Below are 18,479 nucleotides of genomic sequence, written 5' to 3' on the forward strand. Positions count from 1 at the left end.
CGACCATGATTGAGACGACGCCACGCAAACGCCTTGGCTTTTTCACCCGATTGCTCGACGACGTACCGGCAGGCACCCGCTACTACTACGCAAAGGAGCAGATCGTCACGGCCGAGCGATTCGGCTTCGACACGGCCTGGGTGGCGCAGCACCATTTCCACGCGGACGAAGGCGGCCTTCCGGCGCCTCTGGTTTTCCTCGCCCATGTTGCAGCCGAGACGACGCGTATCCGTCTCGGGACCGGTGTCATCACCCTGCCGCTTGAAAATCCGATCCGCGTGGCCGAGGACGCCGCCGTTTTCGATCTGCTCTCTGGCGGGCGACTGGAGGTCGGGTTCGGGACCGGCGGCACGCCATCCTCATTCTCGGCCTTTGGCCTGGAAAGCGCCGATCGCGGCGCGATCTACGGCAGCCATCTGCAAACGGTTCTCGACGCTTGGGCAGGCCGTGGGCTGCCCGGTGGCGATCGCCTCTATCCTGCAGCACCGCAACTGCTCGACCGCATCTGGCAGGCAACCTTTTCCGTGGCAGGCGGCGAGCGGGCCGGCCGCGCCGGCGACGGCCTGATGTTGTCGCGCACCCAGCCGCGGCCGGAGGACAATCCGCACGCTTCACTGGCGGAGCTGCAAAACCCGATCATCGATGCCTATCTGCATGCGCTTCCTTCCGGCCGCGCGCCGCGTATCCTTGGTTCTCGCAGCCTGTTCGTCGCCGACAGCCGCGCCGAAGCGTTGCGGCTTGCCGAGGTTGGCTTGAGACGAGGCGCGGAACGGCTGCTCGCCAGCGGCCACGCGGTTCCAGGCAATTCACTTGCCGATCTGATCGCGGCTTTTGACGTGCATGTCGGCTCCGTCGATGACGTCATCGCGAGCCTTAGCGCTGACGAGACGCTGGAGCGTGTCACCGACCTGGTGTTCCAGGTCCATTCCGTCGATCCGCCGCACCCACTGATCCTGCGCTCGATCGAGCTCATCGCGACCCAGGTCGCACCCGCGCTCGGCTGGTCGCCACAGGAGAAATTCCATGCCCGGCGCTTCGGCGCCGTCGGTTGAAACGGATTGCTTTCCCATCTTGCAAAGGAGACGACGTCATGACCACTACGTCACCGGATATCATCGATCTGCTGGCCGGCATCACTGCCGGATCGGCGCTCGACCGCATTCGCGCCCAAAGGCCGGAAACCCGCGAACAGGCACAGAAGAGCTATCTCGCACTCTTTCAGCCCGCGGATTTCGGCGACGTGTCGGCGGCGGAGCGTCATGCGATCGCGAGCTTCGTCGCCGGCCTGCACCGTCAGCCCGACATTTTCGAGTTTTATAGCAGCCCGTTCGAGGAAAGCGGCACCGATCGCTGGTTGGTCGAGGTCATCAAGGCCGAGATCGGGGCGGGGCGGGCGACGGGCCCCTACGGCAACTATCCCGACGGTCCGCTCAAGGACGAGAACGTAACCGGCCCGCTCTACCGAGTATCGCAGCCAAGCCGGGAGGCGCTCGGCCCCAAGCTGTCTGCCGCGCTGGAGCACGCTCACCTGCTCGTCTTCCACTTGCGTGATGCCAGGCCGCAGGCATTGCAGGCCCTGCTCGACGCGGGCTGGACGACAAATGCTGTCGTGACCCTGTCGCAGCTGGTTTCCTTCGTCGCGTTTCAGATCCGTGTGATCGCCGGCCTTGCATTGCTGTCGACCGCCACGAAGCGCGCTGCGGCTTAAGAACTCGAGAGGACGTGTGAATGACCGAACATGCCATCATCCCGATCGTCGAAAACCCGCCTGTCACGTTCACGCAGGCAGAGATCGGCTGGACACCGTGGCTGCAGCCATTGCCGGAGGAAGAGTTGACGGAGCGTCACTTCAAAGGTCTGGTCGAGGCTGGACGCGCAAAGTCGCCCTACTTCCGTCTGCTCGTGCGCGATCCGGAAGTGCTTGAAGCGCGCACGAAAACCGACAAGGACATCTTCTACAACACGCGCTCGGGCCTGCCGCGCGCCGAACGCGAACTGGCTGCGACCGCGGCGTCACGATATAACGGCTGCATCTTCTGCGCTTCGGTCCATTCGCGCTTCGCTTCGCATCACTCCAAGCGTAGCGAGGATGTGCAGAAGCTCCTCGACGAGGGCGTCGAAACCGATCTCGGCGAACGCTGGAATGCAATCGTCGCCGCTTCGGTGGCGCTTACAGCGACCCCGCCAGTCTTCGGGGAGGAACACACCTCCCGACTTTCGGCCGCAGGCCTCGACGAACTGGAGATCGCCGACGTCATCCATGGTGCTGCCTTCTTCAACTGGGCGAACCGGCTGATGCTCTCGCTTGGAGAGCCGACACCGGCAAGCTGAGCCGCGCACGCGCCCTGCCGCAACCGCGGCAGACACAAGCAAGCCCGCAAAGTCGAGAGATTTTGCGGGCTTTCGCGTGCGCGTCACCTGACGCGTCTGGCGGCAGGCAATCCAGAAGGATTTCAATCGCGCAAAGTGCTCATGCCAGCTTCGAGCGAAGTCATTCGACCCTTCCGAAGTCTGGCGCAAGAAACACTGGCCGACTTTACTTTCGCCATAGAAAAAGCCCGCAACCTCTTACGAAGTAGCGGGCTTCTTTCATCCGAGTTTAATCGGATTAGAAGTTACGCTGCAGACGGACGAAGCCCGAGACGAAGTCGCGGTCGGTCGTAGCCGTCAGGTCTTCCTTGTTGTACTGAACCGACACGCGGGTCGCCAGACCTTCGGTGATCGCGTAGTCGAGGGTCACGCCAGCGCGCCAACGGTCGAGGTCGCTGTTGAACTTGTAGTCGCCCCAGTACTGAGCGCCAGGGGTGATCTTCAGCTTGTCGGTTGCCTTGAAGGCGTACGAAGCTGCAACGGTCCACTCCGAAGCCTTCCAGTAGGCGTTCGGGTCCGAAGCCCAGATACCAGCGAGCTGGAACGTGCCTGGGCCGAGGTCAGCCGAAAGCAGGGCGCGGATCGCACCTTCTTCGAATTCGGTGTCATAACCGCCGAGCAGGTCGATGGAAACGCCGCCGACCGTAGCCGAAACGATGGCTTCAACGCCAACGCCGTTCTTCTTGGTGGTTTCGGTGCCTTCGAGTTCGTCGATGGCAATACCGGCCTGGAACGAGCCGCCGTCATAGAGATAGGCGATCGAGTTGAACTCGGTGTTGTTGCCGAGCGAGTCGGATTCGCCGTTCAGGCCCTTATCCCACCAGCTGTAGAAGAAGCCGGCCTTGAGGCCGCCGAGCTGGATGTAGGCTTCGTCAACGTCGATACGGCTGTCGCCTTCGTCGGAGTCGTTATCGGCGTTGAATTCACCAGCGAAGAAGCCGGTGAGCGTGCCGAACTCGGTGTCGCTCTTGGCGTCGAACGAAATGTAAGCGCGCGAGAACGAATCCCAGTCAGACGTGCCGCGGTTGCCCCAGCCCTGACGGCCGTTCACTTCGTCCGGACCAAACGAGGTCTGGAAGCGGATGAAGCCGCCGATCTTGAGGCAGGTTTCGGTGCCCGGGATGTAGAAGTAGCCAGTGCCGAAAGCGTCGCAAACGCGAACGTATTCCATGGGCTCCGGCTCGGCTGCGACGATTGCGTCGGCTGCCTGGGCGCCGGAAACTGCTGCGAGAGCAGCAGCGGAGCCGAGAAGAAGGCTTTTGATAGTCATTCGATCGATCTCTCTAATGGTTATCAAGGTCAACAAGGCCCGGCCCTGGTGTCCCCCAGAGATTTATCGGTTACCTCGCTCGCGCTGCTACGAAATGAACCACTGCGATGACTCGCAGCGGGCAGCGGCGACACCGCTATCACAAAAAACAAGACAGTTATGCTACAAACGCGTTTTGGACGTTTGTTAATAGCTATTACTATAAACTGTTGCATATGGGCAACTATCGTATATTTCTAAAATAAGATTATCTTACAAATGATAGTAATGAATCCGAATTATATTAAAGACGAAGTCTTCATATGACAAAATGCTCTCATAAAAACTTCACAGTTTGCAGATTGACGTCTTAAATTTGTTATTTTACGTAGAGCCGGCCTTTGAGAAGAGAGGCTTCCGGTGAAAGCGCCGTCAACTATCAACAGTTGGCGGCGCAATTATTTTCTAGGGGTGTGTTCGGAGGTTTTTGGGCTTCTCTGGCGCCCGGGAGTGGCCTTCGAAGATCTACTGCGTCGTCGCCGCAGCAGACGGCTCGGTGTTTCGCCTTACGACCTTGCCTTCCTCGGCCTTGTAGAAAAACTGACTTGAGACGAGCCAGCCCTTGAGGGGGCGAAGCGGCGGAATGCAGGTCAGCAGCATGAAGGGGCCGGTCACCAACAGGTGTATCCAGAGCGGCGCGCTGTATTGAACTTCGAGCCAGACGCCAAGAAAGACGCTCGGCACGCAGGCAAAGCAGATGACGAAGAAAGCAGGGCCATCGGCCGGATCGGCGAAGGAGTAATCCAGGCCGCAGACTTCGCATTCCTTGCGCATCTTCAGGAAGCCGTTGAAGAGGTGCCCTTGCCCACAGCGGGGGCAGCGACCGCGCAAGCCGGTCTGCATGGGTGGGATTGGCGGCCAGTCACTATCGGAAGACATGTATGTTCCTTTCAGGCGTCCTTGTTGGCGCTTGGGATTTTGCGCCGAAATTGCCTGGATAGGCGGCCAGTCTCTTCTTGGGGCCGTCTCAGGCTTGCCAAGATTAGGCGCCGAAAAACATACATTGTCAATTTATTGTATGCATACATATGTGCGACAATTTCGCCGGCGGCGTTTACACCACGAAGCTGGAAGCGGCCGGGGGCTGGCCGATAAGGTCAGTGATGACGAGAAGGCTGCGGCGCAACTCCGCGTGGCTGGTAGCAGCGCCGAGGCCGAGGCGGACGGCTTCCGGTGGCGAACCGAGTGCAAAGGCGTCGCTTGCAACGACGCTGATCCCGGCCGCCTGCAATCGCGCGCTCAGTTCGCCGCGTGTCCAGGGGGATGGCAAGTGCAGCCAGGCGTGGAAGGCGTCCGGGTTCGTTTGAGCGACGTTGGCAGGAAGAAGCTCGGAGACGATGCGCTGTCGCGCCGCGGTCTCGCTGCGAATGGCTGCGAGCACGGCGTCAGCCGTCCCGTCCTCGATCCAGCGCGTGGCGATTGCGGCCGCAAGAGGGGACGCCATGCCGACCGTGGCGCGGATCGCGCCCTCGACGCGGACAGAGCTTCGGCTGTCCGGAACGACGAGATAGGCGATGCGCAAGGCGGGCGACAGGCATTTTGCAAGACCGCCGACATAGTAGACGAGGTCCGGCGCCAGCACCGCCAGCGGGCGCGGTGCGGAAGCGGGAAGAGCGCCATAGGCATCGTCTTCGATGATCGCTACGTCGTGCCGCCTGGCGATAGTGACGATCGCCTGGCGCCGCTCAAGCGAAAGTGTCGTCGTCGTGGGATTGTGAAGCGTCGGATTGCAATAGAGCGCTTTCGGCGTCTCCTTTGCGCAGAGGTCTTCGAATGCTTCGGGCAAGAGGCCTTCGCTGTCCATCGCGAGGCCGTGCAGCCTGATGCCGAGGTGTGCTGCCAGTGCGCGGAGGCCGGGATAGGTAATAGCCTCGGCGCAAATCATGTCACCGGCTTTGGTGAGACTGCCAAGCGTCGCAAGCAGAGCCCCTTGCGCGCCGGCGGAAATCAGCACGCGCTCCGCCGGAACCTCGCCCAGCCTGGATTTCAGCCACGCGGCCCCTGTCGTGCGATTGTGCAGGGCGCCGCCCGGCGGCTGGTATCGCATCAGCAGTTCAAGGCCGTGATCGGCCTGCAGCGCCGCCATGTCGTCCCAGAGACGAGTGGCGAGAATTGGGTCGTCGAACAACGGCGGCAGGTTCATGCTCATGTCGACGGGGCCGCCGGTCGGCGTGCCGCTGGCTCTTACACGTCGCGTTTTCACGTAGGTGCCCTGGCCGACCCGGCCTTCGACGAGGCCGCGATGTCGGGCCTCGTTATAGGCGCGACTGACTGTGGTGAAGTCGATCCCGAGCGCCTCGGCCAGCGTGCGCTGCGGCGGCAGGCGCATCCCTTCGGACAAGCGCCCTTCGCCGATATCCGCCGCGATGGCATCGGCGATGGCGAGATAGAGCGGCCCATCCGATTTGCGGATTGCCGGTTGCCACGAAATTCCCAAGCGCTCGTCCGCCATCGCGAATACCTCATGCTGAATTGTATGGATATTGCATGCGTTCCGCGGTTCAGGCAAGTGCTCGTAGCGGAGAAGGCAAGCGGCACGCCGCGACCAAGCGTCACCTAGCGTGACGCGCTCGCCGTTGCCAGCAATACACCGAAGCCGACGAGCAGGGCACCGAAGGTGCGATCGATCCAATGGCGAAGCGCAATCAGGCGAAGTCGTACTTTGCCCGACGAAAAGAACAGGGCGACGATCGTAAACCAGATTAGATGTGCGGCAGAGATGAACGCTCCGTAAGCCATTTGGACGGGCAGCGCCGTGGTCGGCTCGACGACCTGCATGAAAAGGCTGACGACAAAGATCGTCGTTTTCGGATTGAGCGCATTGGTCAGAAACCCCATACGCAACGCGCCGAGATCGGAGAGCGCAGGAGGTGCGGTCATGCCAGCCTCTTCGGCCGGTTTGGCGCGCAGCATCTGGATGCCGAGCCAGATCAGATAGGCGGCGCCGACGAGTTTCAGCAGGGTGAAGAGAAGCAGAGACTGACGGATCAGAAGGCCGACGCCGAGCAGAGTATAGGCGACATGGACCCAGACGCCTGCGGCGATACCGAGCGCGGTCAAGACACCGGCCCGTCGCGACAAGAGCAGGCTGTTGCGCGTCACCATCGCGAAATCCGGCCCCGGACTGACGACGGCGAAGATTGTAATGGTCACTACAGCTAACAGTTCGGTCATTGTTTTTCCCGTTCGTCTCTTTCATTACTGCTTCAATAGTTTGATCGATGAGAAACGACTAACGATGAGTTCTGACGATTTCGGTGAGTTTTACTCACAGATAAAAGCGTCGCGGCTTCCGCCGCTTGCGGCGCTGCGGTGTTTCGAGGCGGCAGCCAGACTTGAGAGCTTCAGTCGCGCTGCAGACGCGCTGCATCTGACGCATGGCGCCATCAGCCGCGCAGTCCGCCTTATCGAAGACGATCTCGGCGTGGCGCTGTTCGAGCGCCGCAGCCGGCGTGTCTTCCTGACGGAAGCCGGGCGGAAGCTGGCGGCGGCCGTGCGCGAAGGCTTCGGTCTGGTGGAGAATGCCGTCCGGGAGATCAGGGAAGTGTCGCGAACGCCGGCGCTGGTGGTCTCCTGCGAGCCGACACTTCTGATGCGCTGGCTGATACCGCGCCTTCCGAATTTCCAGGTGCTGCACCCGGATGTGTCCGTCCATCTCGTTGCGGGTGGCGGGCCGGTACCCTTGGGGCGGGGTATCGATCTGGCAATCCGTCGCGACGATTTCCCCTGGCCGGAGGGCACTCATGTGGTGCGGCTTTTTCCGGAGCGAATAGGTCCGGTTTGCCGCGCAGACAAGGTCGCCGCGTTTTTCGACGCAGCCGAGGTCGGCTCCTCGCCCAAATTGCGGAAGAATGCGATCCCCTTGCATACGCGAACGCGACCAGAAGCGTGGGAGACCTGGGCGAAAATGGTCGGCTGTGCCGCCCCGGAGCAGCGCGGCCATGTCTTCGAGCATTTCTACATCAGCCTTCAGGCGGCGATCGCCGGGATTGGCGTCGCGATCGGGCCCTGGCAGCTTGTCCGCGACGATATCGACAATGGCATCCTGGTCGCGCCGTGCGGCTTTTTCGAAGACGGTTCGGCCTATCATCTGCTGTCGTCGGCATCGATCGGCGAGCGCGGACCGAGCGCGGCGTTGCGCGACTGGCTGCTGGACGTATCGATCTGAAACGGACCGTTTTCATTTCTGTCATTTGCATAAAGGCGAGCAACGTCATACGTTTAACGAAGACGTGCGCATGACCGGCGATGTCAGTCGGCGGAAAGGCGCACGAAGCACCTTATATGCAATCGATTCGACCTTCGGGTCCTGGAGCGGCGCCATGAACATCCTCAAAATCAATCCCGGCCAGGAGCGCGGTACACTGCGCCCGGCCCGCGCAACGGCATCGAGGATCGTGGCCGACGTCATGAAAGGACTGGTCGTTCCGGCGGCGGCTTTGGGCCTTGTCGCGTTCGCGGCGCCGTCGATGGCGCAAGCCGCCAGTTGTAAGGATTCGGCATCGCCCGGAGCCGATTGGACCGACTGCAACAAGAAAGCGCTTATGCTCGGCGGTAGCGACCTTCAGGGTGCCAATCTCGTCAACACCGACTTCACCTTGACGGATCTGCGCGGCGCGAACCTGACGGAAGCCAATCTGGAAAAGGCAACTCTGGTTCGATCCTCGATTGCCGGAGCGACGGCGAATGGCGCGAACTTCTCCAAGATCGAAGCCTATCGCTGCAACTTTGCCGGCGTGTCCGCCGAGAAGGCATCGTTCGTGAACTCCGAGCTGCAGCGGGCCAATTTCAGCGGCGCCCGCTTGACGGGCGCAAGCTTTGAGAAAGCCGAACTGGGCCGAGCCAATTTCGACAAGGCGGAGCTCACCGGAACCCGATTTACGCACGCCAACCTTTCGCGCGCGGACCTGACCAGCACGAGTTTTTCCGGCCCGATCGATTTCCAAGGCGCGTTCATGTTCCTGACGCGTATCGAGGGCGTCGACCTGTCGGAGGCAACCGGACTTGAGCAGGAGCAGGTCGACATGACCTGCGGCGACAGCTCGACCAAGCTTCCCGCCGGCATGAATACGCCGGCGGGCTGGCCCTGCGCCAGCGACTAATTCCCGTCACAAAGCCCCGGCTTCCGGCCGGCCGTTATGCCAGGTGCTGCTTGGCGGCAAGCGCAAGGCATTCCTTGAAGGCTTGCAAGTCGGTCAGGCGATCAGCCTCGGGCACTTCGCGCTGCACGAGCCTGCCTTCCCGTCGCAGAACGCCGCCGTCGAGCATCAGGTTGTCGGCCATATCGAAGTCTTCGATGCTGATCCCGTCCGGACCGGCCATGCGGCCGTCGGGGCGCAAGGCGGCCTTTCCGCGGTAGTGGTCATGCAGGATGCGCTCGTAGTAGCTGCGGGCGGTGTTCGTATAGGCATAGACGTGCTTGCCATGGCCGCACATGAAGCCGAGTTCGAACACTGTGCCGACGTCGGCGCTGATGCCGCGAAACGGCGTCAGGTTGGCGATGATCAAGTCGGCGGCAAGCATCATGCCTTCGTCGACGGCGTAGATTGCAAGGCCGCGCTGATGCTTGGTCGGAGCCGGCGGGATCTCGAGATCGCCCGGCACCAGCGGCGTAAACCCGGCAGCGCGCGCCAGTTCCGCCTTCAGTTTCTGGATCTCAGCCGCATTGGGCAGAAACACTTCCGGGCCAGCGAGATAGACTTTCACGCGCATTCCTCCTCACATTTTCGAGCGGCCAATCTAGGAGAGCTGCAGCCAAGAGCCTAGCCATGGACGTCAGCTTGCCCACGGATTTTTGGAGCTCGGGACGCCGGTGGCCCAGATCGCCTTCGTCCAATCCCAGGACGTGGAGAATGCCACGCGGGCGAACTTGAGATCCAGGTGTCTCGATATCTGCAGCCGGTATCAGCGCCGGCGGTGATCTCAACCCCTGCCACCAGTGCGCGCGCCTCCGTTTGAGAAGGTCACCCGCCGTTGCCGGCTCGGTATGCCCCGCCCCTCCGTGCAGAAACACACGTAAACGCAAGTGTTTTCAGTCGAATCCGGTTCTTGCTACGATTTTGCACCGTGTCGGAGCGCGGCTTTCCTGCCGAGTCTTACCGGTTTCGATTCGCCCGACAGTTGCTGCGTTCCCTGAAATTTCCCCATGCCTTTGTTCGTCGACGAGCGGGTGTTTTCGCCGTCGTATGCGACTTTAAACAATCATGCATACAAAATTGTCGACAAAATAGTTGACATTGTCGCCGACAGCTTCAAATCTAGGGCAACTTGCTCACGAGTGGGTGAGGGCGCCTGCATATGGCGACTGATGAGAAAACAGAGGGAACGACATGAAACTGAGAAAGCATCTCCTCGCGGGGTTGGCATTTGCCTTTCTCGCATCCTCGGCCTCCGCCGAAACGCTGCGTTGGGGTAGCCCGCGGGATATCTTCTCGCTCGACCCCTACTCCTACGGCAGCACCTCGAACCTGGCCTTCCTCAATCACGTGTATGAGGGCCTGACGCGCTATACGCCGGAGTTCAAGGTCGAGCCGGCGCTCGCCACCAGCTGGGAGATGGTCAAGGACAAGGTCTGGCGCTTCCACCTGCGTAAGGGCGTGAAGTTCCATAATGGCGCCGAGTTCAACGCCGATGACGTCGTCGCCTCCATGGCCCGTGTCAGCCATCCGACCTCGCCGCTGCGCGGCAACATTCCGGCCTATGTCTCGACCACCAAGGTCGACGACTACACGGTCGACATCGAAGTCAATTCGCCGAACCCGCTGTTCCTCAACGACATGACCAACATCTTCATGTTCGACAAGGACTGGCTGGTCGACAACAAGTCCGAACTGCCGACCGATGTCGGCTCCAAGGTTGAAGGCTACGCCACCTACAACACCAACGGCACCGGCCCGTTCAAGGTCGAGTCGCGCGTGCCGGACAGCAAGACCGTTCTCATCAAGAACGACGGCTGGTGGGATACGCCGAAGCACAATCTCGACCGCATCGAATTCATGCCGATCACCTCGGCCGCAACCCGCGTTGCGGCGCTGCTTTCGGGCGAAATCGATCTGACCGACGGCGCGCCGGTGCAGGATCTCGAGCGCCTGAAGAGTTCGCCGGAGATCAAGGTCATCGAGCGTACGGACCTGCGCACCGTGCACATGGTCTTCAACCGCCACGAGACCTTTGCCGACGGTCGCGAAAACTTCTTTAACAACATCAAGGTGCGCCAGGCGATCGACCATGCCATCGACCGCCAGCTGATCTTCAAGCGGGTGATGCGCGGCAAGTCGCATGTCGCCGGTACCATGGTTGCTCCGGAAATCCCGGGCTACAGCGCCGAACTCGACGTGCCGACCGCCTATGATCCGGAACTCTCCAAGAAGCTGCTCGAAGAGGCCGGCGCTGTCGGCAAGGAGTTCACGCTCGTCTGCATGAACGACGAAAGCGTCAACGAGGAAGACGTCTGCAGCGCGCTCGTCTCGATGCTGTCGCGCGTCGGTCTGAAGCCGACCCTCGACATCGGTCCGCGCGCCGTACAGGCGCCGAAGCGCGCCGGCGGCAAGTCCGACGCCTACATGATCGGCTGGGCCAACGAGCCGACGCTCGACGCCTATTCGATCCTGGTTCAGGTTCTCTCGACCCGTGAAGGCGCGGCCGGCGTCGCCAACTATGGCGGCTGGTCCTATCCGGCACTCGACGCGATGGTGAAGAAGGCCGCGCTCGAGATGGATCACGACAAGCGTCTGGCGATCGAAACCGAGGCGCTGAAGTTCGCCAAGGATGAGGTCATCATGATCCCGTTGCACCAGCAGCCGATGGCCTGGGCAATGTCGAAGAACGTCACGGACGTGACCATTCGGGCCGACAACAAGCCGCGTCACTGGCTGACCCGTATCGGCGATTGAGTTTTCTTGCCCCGGCGGAGATTGCTCTGCCGGGGCTCCTCATTCAGCGAGAAACCCAATGATTGTCTTTCTCATCAAGCGGCTGGCCAATGCCGTGCTGGTCATGCTCGCCGTTGCGCTGCTCGCCTTCCTGATCTTCCGCTTCGCCGGCGATCCGGTGGAGCTGATGGCCAACGAGCAGATGTCGCAGGCCGACCGTATCGAGCTGCGCGAAAAGCTCGGGCTCAACGATTCCTTCCTCACCCAGTTCGGCCGCTTCGTCGGCAATGCCGCACAGGGCGATTTCGGCATCAGCTACCGCAACGGCCAGGACGTGATGAAGCTTATTGCCGAGCGCTTCCCGGCAACGATGGAACTGGCGCTGGTCGCGACCGTCCTGTCGCTTCTGATCGGCCTTCCACTCGGCGTCCTGACCGCAATCCACCGAGGGCGATGGTATTCCGAGGGGCTGCAATTCGTCAGTATCATCGGCGTCTCCTTGCCGAGCTTTGTCGTCGGCATCCTCTTGATCCTCGTCTTTGCCGTCACGTTCGGCCTCGTTCCCGCCTTCGGGCGCGGCGACGTGGTGCAGCTCGGCTGGTGGAGCACCGGCCTGCTGACGCCGTCCGGCCGCGCTTCGCTGCTCCTGCCGTCTCTCGCGCTTGCGCTCTACCAGATCACCCTGGTCATGCGCCTGGTGCGCGCAGAAATGATGGAAGTGCTGCGCTCCGACTTCATCAAGTTCGCTCGCGCGCGTGGCGTGCCGCGGTGGCGGATCTATTTCCGCCACGCGCTCCGGAACTGTCTGATGCCTGTTGTCACCATGACGGCGATGAATTTCGGTTCGCTGATCGCCTTCGCGCTGATCACCGAAACCGTGTTCCAGTGGCCGGGCATGGGCATGCTCTTCATCCAGGCGGTGACCTTCCTCGATATGCCGGTCATGGCGGGCTATCTCTGCATCGTCTCCTTCATCTTCGTCACGCTCAACACGCTCGTCGATATCGCCTATGCGGTCATCGATCCGCGGTTGCGCGATGCAACCCGCTGAGGTCGTTGCCATGACAGATCACGTCCAGCAAACCACACCGGCACGCAAGCCTTCGCGGCTTGCACGCTTCCGCCAGAGCGATCTCTGGTGGTCCTTCACCCATAAGCCTTCGGCAATCATCGGCGCGATCATCCTTACTTTCCTGATCGTGACCGCCTTTGCAGCGCCTTTGATTGCGCCGCAGAACCCCTTCGATCCGGCCCAGCTCGAGCTCTGGAACTCCGAGCTGCCGCCGATCTGGGAAGCCGATGGCCAATGGCCCTATGTGCTCGGCACGGACACGCAAGGGCGCGACATGCTCTCGGCCATTCTCTATGGCTCGCGCATCTCGATCCTGATCGGCGTCGCCTCGGTCGTGCTTTCGCTCGCCGTCGGGCTTAGCCTCGGCCTCGTTGCCGGCTATTTCGGCCGCTTCATCGACAACTTCCTGATGCGCATCGGCGACGTGCTTCTGTCGATCCCGACCATCCTGATCGCGATCCTCGTCAGCGCCGTCGCGCGCCAGATGCTGCCGCCGGAACTCAGGGATGTCGGCTCTGCCGCCGTTCTGGTGCTGGCGATCACGCTCAGCGCCTGGGTGCAATATGCCCGCACCGTGCGCGCCCAGACGATCGTCGAGCGCGGCAAGGAGTATGTGCAGGCCGCGCGTCTGTTGAAGACGCCGGCGCGGCGCATCATGCTGAAGCACATCCTGCCGAATACCCTGACGCCGATCATGGTCGCTGCGACGCTGAACTTCGGCATGGCGATCCTGACGGAAGCGACGCTTTCGTTCCTCGGCATCGGCATGCCGCCGAGCCAGCCGAGCCTCGGAACGCTGATCCGTCTCGGCAACCAGTTCCTGTTTTCGGGCGTATGGTGGGTGGTACTCTTCCCCGTCGTCCAGCTCTGCCTTCTCGTCGTCTCGGTCAACCTTCTCGGTGACTGGCTGCGCGATGCGCTCAATCCGAAATTGAGGTGAATGATGTCCAATCTCCTGATCCGTAACGTCAGGCCCAACGCCGGCGAAGCGACCGACATCCTGGTGCGCGACGGCAAGATCGCCGCCTTCGGCAAGGGGCTTGCCGCCGATGGCGTGGCCGTGGAAGACGGCAGCGGCCATATCGCAATCTCCGGTCTGATCGAGGCGCATACCCATCTCGACAAGTCGGTCTGGGGCATGCCCTGGCACGTCAACGCCAAGACCGCGACGCTGCGCGAACGCATCGATTTCGAACGCGAGAAGCGGCTTGAAATCGGCATCGAACCACACCGCCAGTCCATGCGCCAGGCGATCATGCTGGCCGCCAATGGTGCAAGCCACATCCGCAGCCATGTCGACATCGACACAACCCATGGCCTGCGGCTGATGGAAGGCATCATCGAAACCCGCCAGGCACTGAAGGATGTCATCGATATCGAGATCGTCGCCTTCCCGCAGTCGGGCCTCGTCACGCGGCCCGGTACTGTGGAACTGCTCGACCAGGCTCTGAGCAATGGCGCTGAAGTCCTTGGCGGCATCGACCCCTGCGGCATCGACCGCGACCCGAAGGGCCATCTCGACGCGATCTTCGGTCTTGCCGAGAAACATGGAAAGCCGATCGACATTCACCTGCACGAGCAGGGCGAGCTCGGCGCCTTCAGCATGGAAATGATGTTCGAACGCATTCGCGCGCTCGGGATGCAGGGCAAGGTGGCGATCAGCCATGCGTTTGCGCTCGGCGCGCCGGATTATCTGCGCGTCGGCGGCCTGATCGAACAGATCGCCGAACTCGACATTCGTATTGTCACGACCGGCTCGCCGTCCTCGACCGTGCCGTCGATCCTGCGTCTGAAGGATGCCGGCGTGAAGGTTGCTGCCGGTTGCGACGGTATCCGCGACACCTGGGGCCCGTGGGGCCAGCCCGACATGATGGATCGTGCCCGCATCCTTGGCATGAAGAACGGCCTTCGCCGCGACGTCGATCTCGAACACGCGCTTTACGTCTGCTCCAAGGGCGGCGCCGACGTCATGGATATCGAGGGTTATGGCCTCGAGGTCGGCTGTGACGCCGATTTCACCCTGCTTACTGGCGAGACGCTGGCGCATGCCGTCGTCGACGTCGCGCCGCGGCCGATGGTTGTCAAGCGTGGCCGTGTCGTCGCCCGCAACGGCGTTGCGGAGGTTGCGATCCCATGACCGGCATCAAAGATCTGACACTCGGCCAACGGGCTGAAGGACGCACGCTTCTGACCGCGCAATGGGTGCTCGGGCACCGCGACGGTTCGCACCGGCTGATCCCGAACGGCGAAGTCGTCATCGAAGGCGGCACGCTGCTTTATGTCGGCCCTCGCTTCGAAGGAGAGGTGGCACGCCGCATCGATCTCGGCGCTACCATGATCAGCCCCGGGCTGATTGACCTGGACGCGCTCTCCGATCTCGACACGACGATCCTTGCGATCGACCATCAGCCTGGCTGGGCCAAGGGTCGCGTCTGGCCGCTGAGCTACATCGAGCGCGGCCCCTACGAGATGTATACGCAGGACGAACTGGCGTTCCAGAAGCGTTTCGCCTTCGCGCAGCTTCTCCTGAACGGCATCACCACCGCAGCGCCGATCGCCTCGCTCTTCTATCGCGAATGGGGCGAGACCGTTGCTGAATTCGCGGCCGCATCCGACGCGGCAGGTGACCTCGGTCTTCGCGTTTATCTGAGCCCGGCCTATCGCGCCGGCGGTATGATGGTCACGGCGCCGGGCCAACTCGAAGCGATCTTCGATGAGGCAAGGGGCCTGAAGGGCCTCGACGACGCGATCGGTTTTATCCGCGAGCATGAAGGCCGCCATGGGGGGCTAGTGAAGGGGCTGCTCGCCCCTGATCGGGTGGAAACCTGCACCGAGAAACTGCTGGTGCGCACCGCCGATGCGGCGCGCGACCTCAATTGCCCGATCCGGCTTCACGCCGCACAGGGCACGATGGAAGTCGACACCGTCCGCCGTCTGCATGGCAAGACGGCGCCGGAATGGCTGGCGAGCTTCGGTTTCTTGAGCGACCGTCTGATTGCGCCGCACGCAACGCAGGCGACCGACAACGATCTGCGTCTCTATGCCGAAAATGGCGTGAGCATCGTGCACTGCCCGCTGGTTTCGGCCCGCGGCGGCAGCACGCTGAACTCGTTCCGCTCGGTGAAGGCCCGCGGCGTCAACATTGCCATGGGCACCGACACCACGCCGCCGGACATGCTGATGAACCTGCTGGTCGGCCTGATCGCTGCCCGCGTCGTCGAAGGCGACCCGTCGGCGGTCAGCTGCGCCGATCTCTTCGACGCCGCGACACTGGGTGGCGCCAAGGCGCTCGGCCGCTCGGATCTCGGTCGCCTGGAAGCGGGCGCTCGTGCCGATATCGCCGTCTTCGATCTGATGGACCACCACATGGCGCCGGCGATCGATCCGATCACGACGCTCGTCGTCGGTGGTTCCGGGCGCGTCACCAAGGCGGTTTTCGTCGATGGCCGTCTGTCGATGCGCGATGGCGAGGTGGCAGGCTTCGATATGAACGCGGCACGCGCGCAGGCGCAGGTCCAGTTCGATGGCCTGATCGCCAAGTATCCGGAGCGGAGCTTCGGCCATCCGCCGGTCAGCGAGATCTTCCCGCCGAGCTACCCATTGGAGGTACAGCGATGACTGAACATGCCTCATCGGCCGTGCTCGACGTGCGCGGTCTCTGCGTCGAATTCCCTGGGCGCCATGGAACGGTGCAGGCGCTGTCCGACGTTTCGCTCAGCATTCGCCCCGGCGAAATTCTCGGCGTCGTCGGTGAATCCGGCGCTGGAAAGTCGATGACCGGTCTTGCCGTCCAGGGTCTGCTGGAGCCGCCTGGCCGCATTTCCGGCGGCGAGGTCTGGGTCGGCGGCCGCCGCATCGACCAGCTCGACGACAAGCAGATGCAGCAGGTGCGCGGCAGGCAGATCGGCGCGATCTTCCAGGATCCGCTGACTTCGCTGAACCCGCTCTTCACTGTCGGTGCACAGCTCGTCGAGACAATCCGCCTCCACCTGAAGCTCTCCAGGGCCGATGCCAAGGCGCGTGCCATCCAGCTCCTGAAGGAAGTCGGCATCCCAGCGCCTGAGGCGCGCTACGATCACTATCCGCATCAGTTCTCCGGTGGCATGCGCCAGCGCGTCGTCATCGCCCTGGCGCTCGCCGCAGAACCGAAGCTGATCATTGCCGACGAACCGACGACGGCGCTCGACGTCTCGATCCAGGCGCAGATCACCTCGCTGCTTCGCCGTCTTTGCGACGATCACGGAACGGCGGTCATGCTCGTCACCCACGACATGGGCGTGATTGCCGAGACGGCCGATCGCGTGGCGGTCATGTATGCCGGGCGGCTCGTCGAAATCGGCCCTGTCGCCGATGTGCTGAAAAACGCCCGACATCCCTATACGCGCGGCCTGATGGGCTCGATCCCCGCGCTCGGCCGCCGCGTCGAGCGGCTGAACCAGATCGACGGTTCCATGCCGCGGCTGAACGCGATCCCCGCCGGCTGCGCCTTCAATCCGCGCTGCCCGGATGCCGGACCGCGCTGCCGCAAGGATCGGCCCGAACCGGCGCCGGTCGGGACCGGCGTCGCCGCATGCTGGCTCAATGCAGGAGGAGTGCTATGAGTGATGCCCTGACGGTCAACGACCTGACCTGCAACTTCGACGTTTCGGCACCCTGGCTGAACCGGGTGATCGAGCGCAAACCGCGGCAGTTCGTGCGCGCCGTGGATGACATCAGCTTTACCGTACCCATGGGCGGCTGTCTGAGCCTAGTCGGCGAATCCGGCTGCGGCAAGTCGACGGTGGCGCGGCTGGTCACCGGCCTCTATCGCGCCAGCGAAGGCGAGGTGCGGTTCGCACCGAGCAAGAACGGCGAGCCGCTCTCGGCTCAGATGATCTTCCAGGATCCCTATGCCAGCCTCAATCCGCGCTGGCGGGTGCGCAACATCATCGCCGAACCGCTGCGCGAGTTGAAGCTGCGCAACTCCGAAGCCGAGATCATGGAACGGGTCGGCGAGTTGCTCACGATCGTCGGCCTTGCGCCCTCTGATGGCGCCAAGTTCCCGCACGAGTTTTCGGGCGGCCAGCGCCAGCGCATCTCGATTGCCCGTGCGCTTGCCGGCGAGCCGGAGTTCCTCGTCTGCGACGAGCCGACCTCAGCGCTCGACGTGTCGGTCCAGGCGCAGATCCTCAACCTCATGCGCAAGCTGCAGGACGAGATGGGGCTGACCTATCTCTTCATCAGCCACGACATGAGCGTGGTGCGCCACATGTCGGATCGCATTGCCGTCATGTATCTCGGACGCATCGTCGAGGAGGCCGACACCGAGACGCTCTTTGCCAATCCGCGACATCCCTATACCCAGCTGCTGCTGGAGACGATCCCGGATATCACCCATCCGAAGCGCGGGCGCAGCATTGCGGCAAGCGAAGTGCCGAGCCCGCTGAACCCGCCGTCCGGCTGTACCTTCCATCCGCGTTGCCCGTTTGCAGACCAGCGCTGCAAGAGCGAGCGGCCGGAGATGCGCAGCTTTTCTGACGGCTCGCGTGCCGCCTGCCACCGCATCGAAGAAACGGTGAAGGCGATCAACGCAGCGTAACGCCGACCTCTTTCCCTGAAGCCTTGGGCTCCGTGTCGTGCCAGTCGCGGAGCCTCTTTTCTTGCCGCCGGCAAGTTTCAGTCTTTGCTCCGGGTAAATCGCACGCCCCTTTCGCACCGCTGTCGTGCGGCAAATGCTAGGCTGCTAACCGGAATTCAACGAAATAGACCGATGACCATTCCCGGGCTCCAACACTCACGTTAGGGTAGGGGCCGATGGCCGGACGCATCCCGCTTGGGACATCCGGCCGGGATCGAAATGCGTTGATTTGAAGAGTTG

General features: G+C 62.4%; 17 protein-coding genes. 12 read left to right on the top strand and 5 right to left on the bottom strand.

Annotated features, from left to right (window positions below; genetic code table 11):
- Nucleotides 1-5 precede the first annotated feature (5 nt).
- The 3 genes from M2267_RS22955 to M2267_RS22965 are packed head-to-tail and all read left to right on the top strand — an operon-like array spanning nt 6 to nt 2,331.
- Nucleotides 6-1,052: a putative FMN-dependent luciferase-like monooxygenase gene (locus tag M2267_RS22955; protein WP_429117407.1), complete on the top strand. Its 1,047-nt coding sequence runs from the start codon at nt 6-8 to the stop codon at nt 1,050-1,052.
- Nucleotides 1,053-1,090: 38 nt separating this feature from the next.
- Nucleotides 1,091-1,708, top strand: a complete 618-nt coding sequence (locus M2267_RS22960; RefSeq protein ID WP_043612687.1) for a CMD domain protein — start codon at nt 1,091-1,093, stop codon at nt 1,706-1,708.
- A 20-nt stretch (nt 1,709-1,728) separates the two neighbouring features.
- Complete coding sequence (locus tag M2267_RS22965; protein ID WP_429117409.1) at nt 1,729-2,331, top strand: alkylhydroperoxidase domain protein; 603 nt, start codon at nt 1,729-1,731, stop codon at nt 2,329-2,331.
- A gap of 277 nt (nt 2,332-2,608) precedes the next feature.
- Here the strand turns inward: M2267_RS22965 and M2267_RS22970 are convergent, their stop codons facing one another.
- The 4 genes from M2267_RS22970 to M2267_RS22985 form a co-directional block, all read right to left on the bottom strand.
- A complete protein-coding gene (locus tag M2267_RS22970; protein ID WP_429117412.1) occupies nt 2,609-3,640 on the bottom strand; it encodes a porin in 1,032 nt (343 codons plus the stop codon).
- 504 nt (nt 3,641-4,144) lie between these two features.
- The gene (locus M2267_RS22975; RefSeq protein WP_429117415.1) at nt 4,145-4,558 is read right to left on the bottom strand and encodes a DUF983 domain-containing protein; all 414 of its coding nucleotides are present in this window, start codon (nt 4,556-4,558) and stop codon (nt 4,145-4,147) included.
- A gap of 175 nt (nt 4,559-4,733) precedes the next feature.
- Nucleotides 4,734-6,131: a PLP-dependent aminotransferase family protein gene (locus M2267_RS22980; RefSeq protein ID WP_043621327.1), complete on the bottom strand. Its 1,398-nt coding sequence runs from the start codon at nt 6,129-6,131 to the stop codon at nt 4,734-4,736.
- A 104-nt stretch (nt 6,132-6,235) separates the two neighbouring features.
- Nucleotides 6,236-6,784, bottom strand: coding sequence for a LysE family transporter (locus tag M2267_RS22985; protein WP_245281688.1), 549 nt, complete (start codon nt 6,782-6,784; stop codon nt 6,236-6,238).
- Between M2267_RS22985 and M2267_RS22990 the strand changes: the two genes are divergently transcribed.
- Both M2267_RS22990 and M2267_RS22995 read left to right on the top strand, forming a co-directional pair.
- Nucleotides 6,771-7,847, top strand: coding sequence for a LysR family transcriptional regulator (locus M2267_RS22990; RefSeq protein WP_197067184.1), 1,077 nt, complete (start codon nt 6,771-6,773; stop codon nt 7,845-7,847). The two genes, M2267_RS22985 and M2267_RS22990, sit on opposite strands and share 14 nt — an antisense overlap.
- Nucleotides 7,848-8,088: 241 nt before the next feature.
- Nucleotides 8,089-8,781 carry a pentapeptide repeat-containing protein gene (locus tag M2267_RS22995; RefSeq protein ID WP_043621349.1) on the top strand — a complete coding sequence of 231 codons (693 nt, stop codon included), beginning with the start codon at nt 8,089-8,091 and terminating at the stop codon, nt 8,779-8,781.
- Between the two features lie 34 nt (nt 8,782-8,815).
- Here the strand turns inward: M2267_RS22995 and M2267_RS23000 are convergent, their stop codons facing one another.
- Nucleotides 8,816-9,391, bottom strand: coding sequence for a nucleoside 2-deoxyribosyltransferase (locus M2267_RS23000; protein ID WP_043621319.1), 576 nt, complete (start codon nt 9,389-9,391; stop codon nt 8,816-8,818).
- 617 nt (nt 9,392-10,008) lie between these two features.
- Here M2267_RS23000 and M2267_RS23005 point away from each other — a divergent pair.
- From M2267_RS23005 to M2267_RS23035, 7 genes are read left to right on the top strand one after another with little or no spacing between them, the layout of a single operon-like run.
- On the top strand, nt 10,009-11,571 hold the full coding sequence (locus M2267_RS23005) for an ABC transporter substrate-binding protein (protein WP_082006124.1): 1,563 nt from the start codon (nt 10,009-10,011) through the stop codon (nt 11,569-11,571).
- A gap of 58 nt (nt 11,572-11,629) precedes the next feature.
- On the top strand, nt 11,630-12,601 hold the full coding sequence (locus M2267_RS23010; RefSeq protein ID WP_043621316.1) for an ABC transporter permease: 972 nt from the start codon (nt 11,630-11,632) through the stop codon (nt 12,599-12,601).
- Between the two features lie 10 nt (nt 12,602-12,611).
- Nucleotides 12,612-13,562, top strand: coding sequence for an ABC transporter permease (locus M2267_RS23015; protein ID WP_429117419.1), 951 nt, complete (start codon nt 12,612-12,614; stop codon nt 13,560-13,562).
- 3 nt (nt 13,563-13,565) lie between these two features.
- The gene (locus tag M2267_RS23020) at nt 13,566-14,759 is read left to right on the top strand and encodes an amidohydrolase family protein (RefSeq protein ID WP_429117420.1); all 1,194 of its coding nucleotides are present in this window, start codon (nt 13,566-13,568) and stop codon (nt 14,757-14,759) included.
- The gene (locus tag M2267_RS23025) at nt 14,756-16,240 is read left to right on the top strand and encodes an amidohydrolase family protein (RefSeq protein WP_429117422.1); all 1,485 of its coding nucleotides are present in this window, start codon (nt 14,756-14,758) and stop codon (nt 16,238-16,240) included. The genes M2267_RS23020 and M2267_RS23025 overlap by 4 nt, the downstream gene beginning before the upstream one ends.
- On the top strand, nt 16,237-17,223 hold the full coding sequence (locus M2267_RS23030; protein WP_429117424.1) for an ABC transporter ATP-binding protein: 987 nt from the start codon (nt 16,237-16,239) through the stop codon (nt 17,221-17,223). The genes M2267_RS23025 and M2267_RS23030 overlap by 4 nt, the downstream gene beginning before the upstream one ends.
- Nucleotides 17,220-18,200 carry an ABC transporter ATP-binding protein gene (locus tag M2267_RS23035; protein WP_246764830.1) on the top strand — a complete coding sequence of 327 codons (981 nt, stop codon included), beginning with the start codon at nt 17,220-17,222 and terminating at the stop codon, nt 18,198-18,200. The genes M2267_RS23030 and M2267_RS23035 overlap by 4 nt, the downstream gene beginning before the upstream one ends.
- Nucleotides 18,201-18,479: the final 279 nt, after the last annotated feature.

It is taken from the genome of Ensifer sp. KUDG1 (genome assembly GCF_050434285.1).
In the GTDB taxonomy this organism is placed as follows: domain Bacteria; phylum Pseudomonadota; class Alphaproteobacteria; order Rhizobiales; family Rhizobiaceae; genus Ensifer.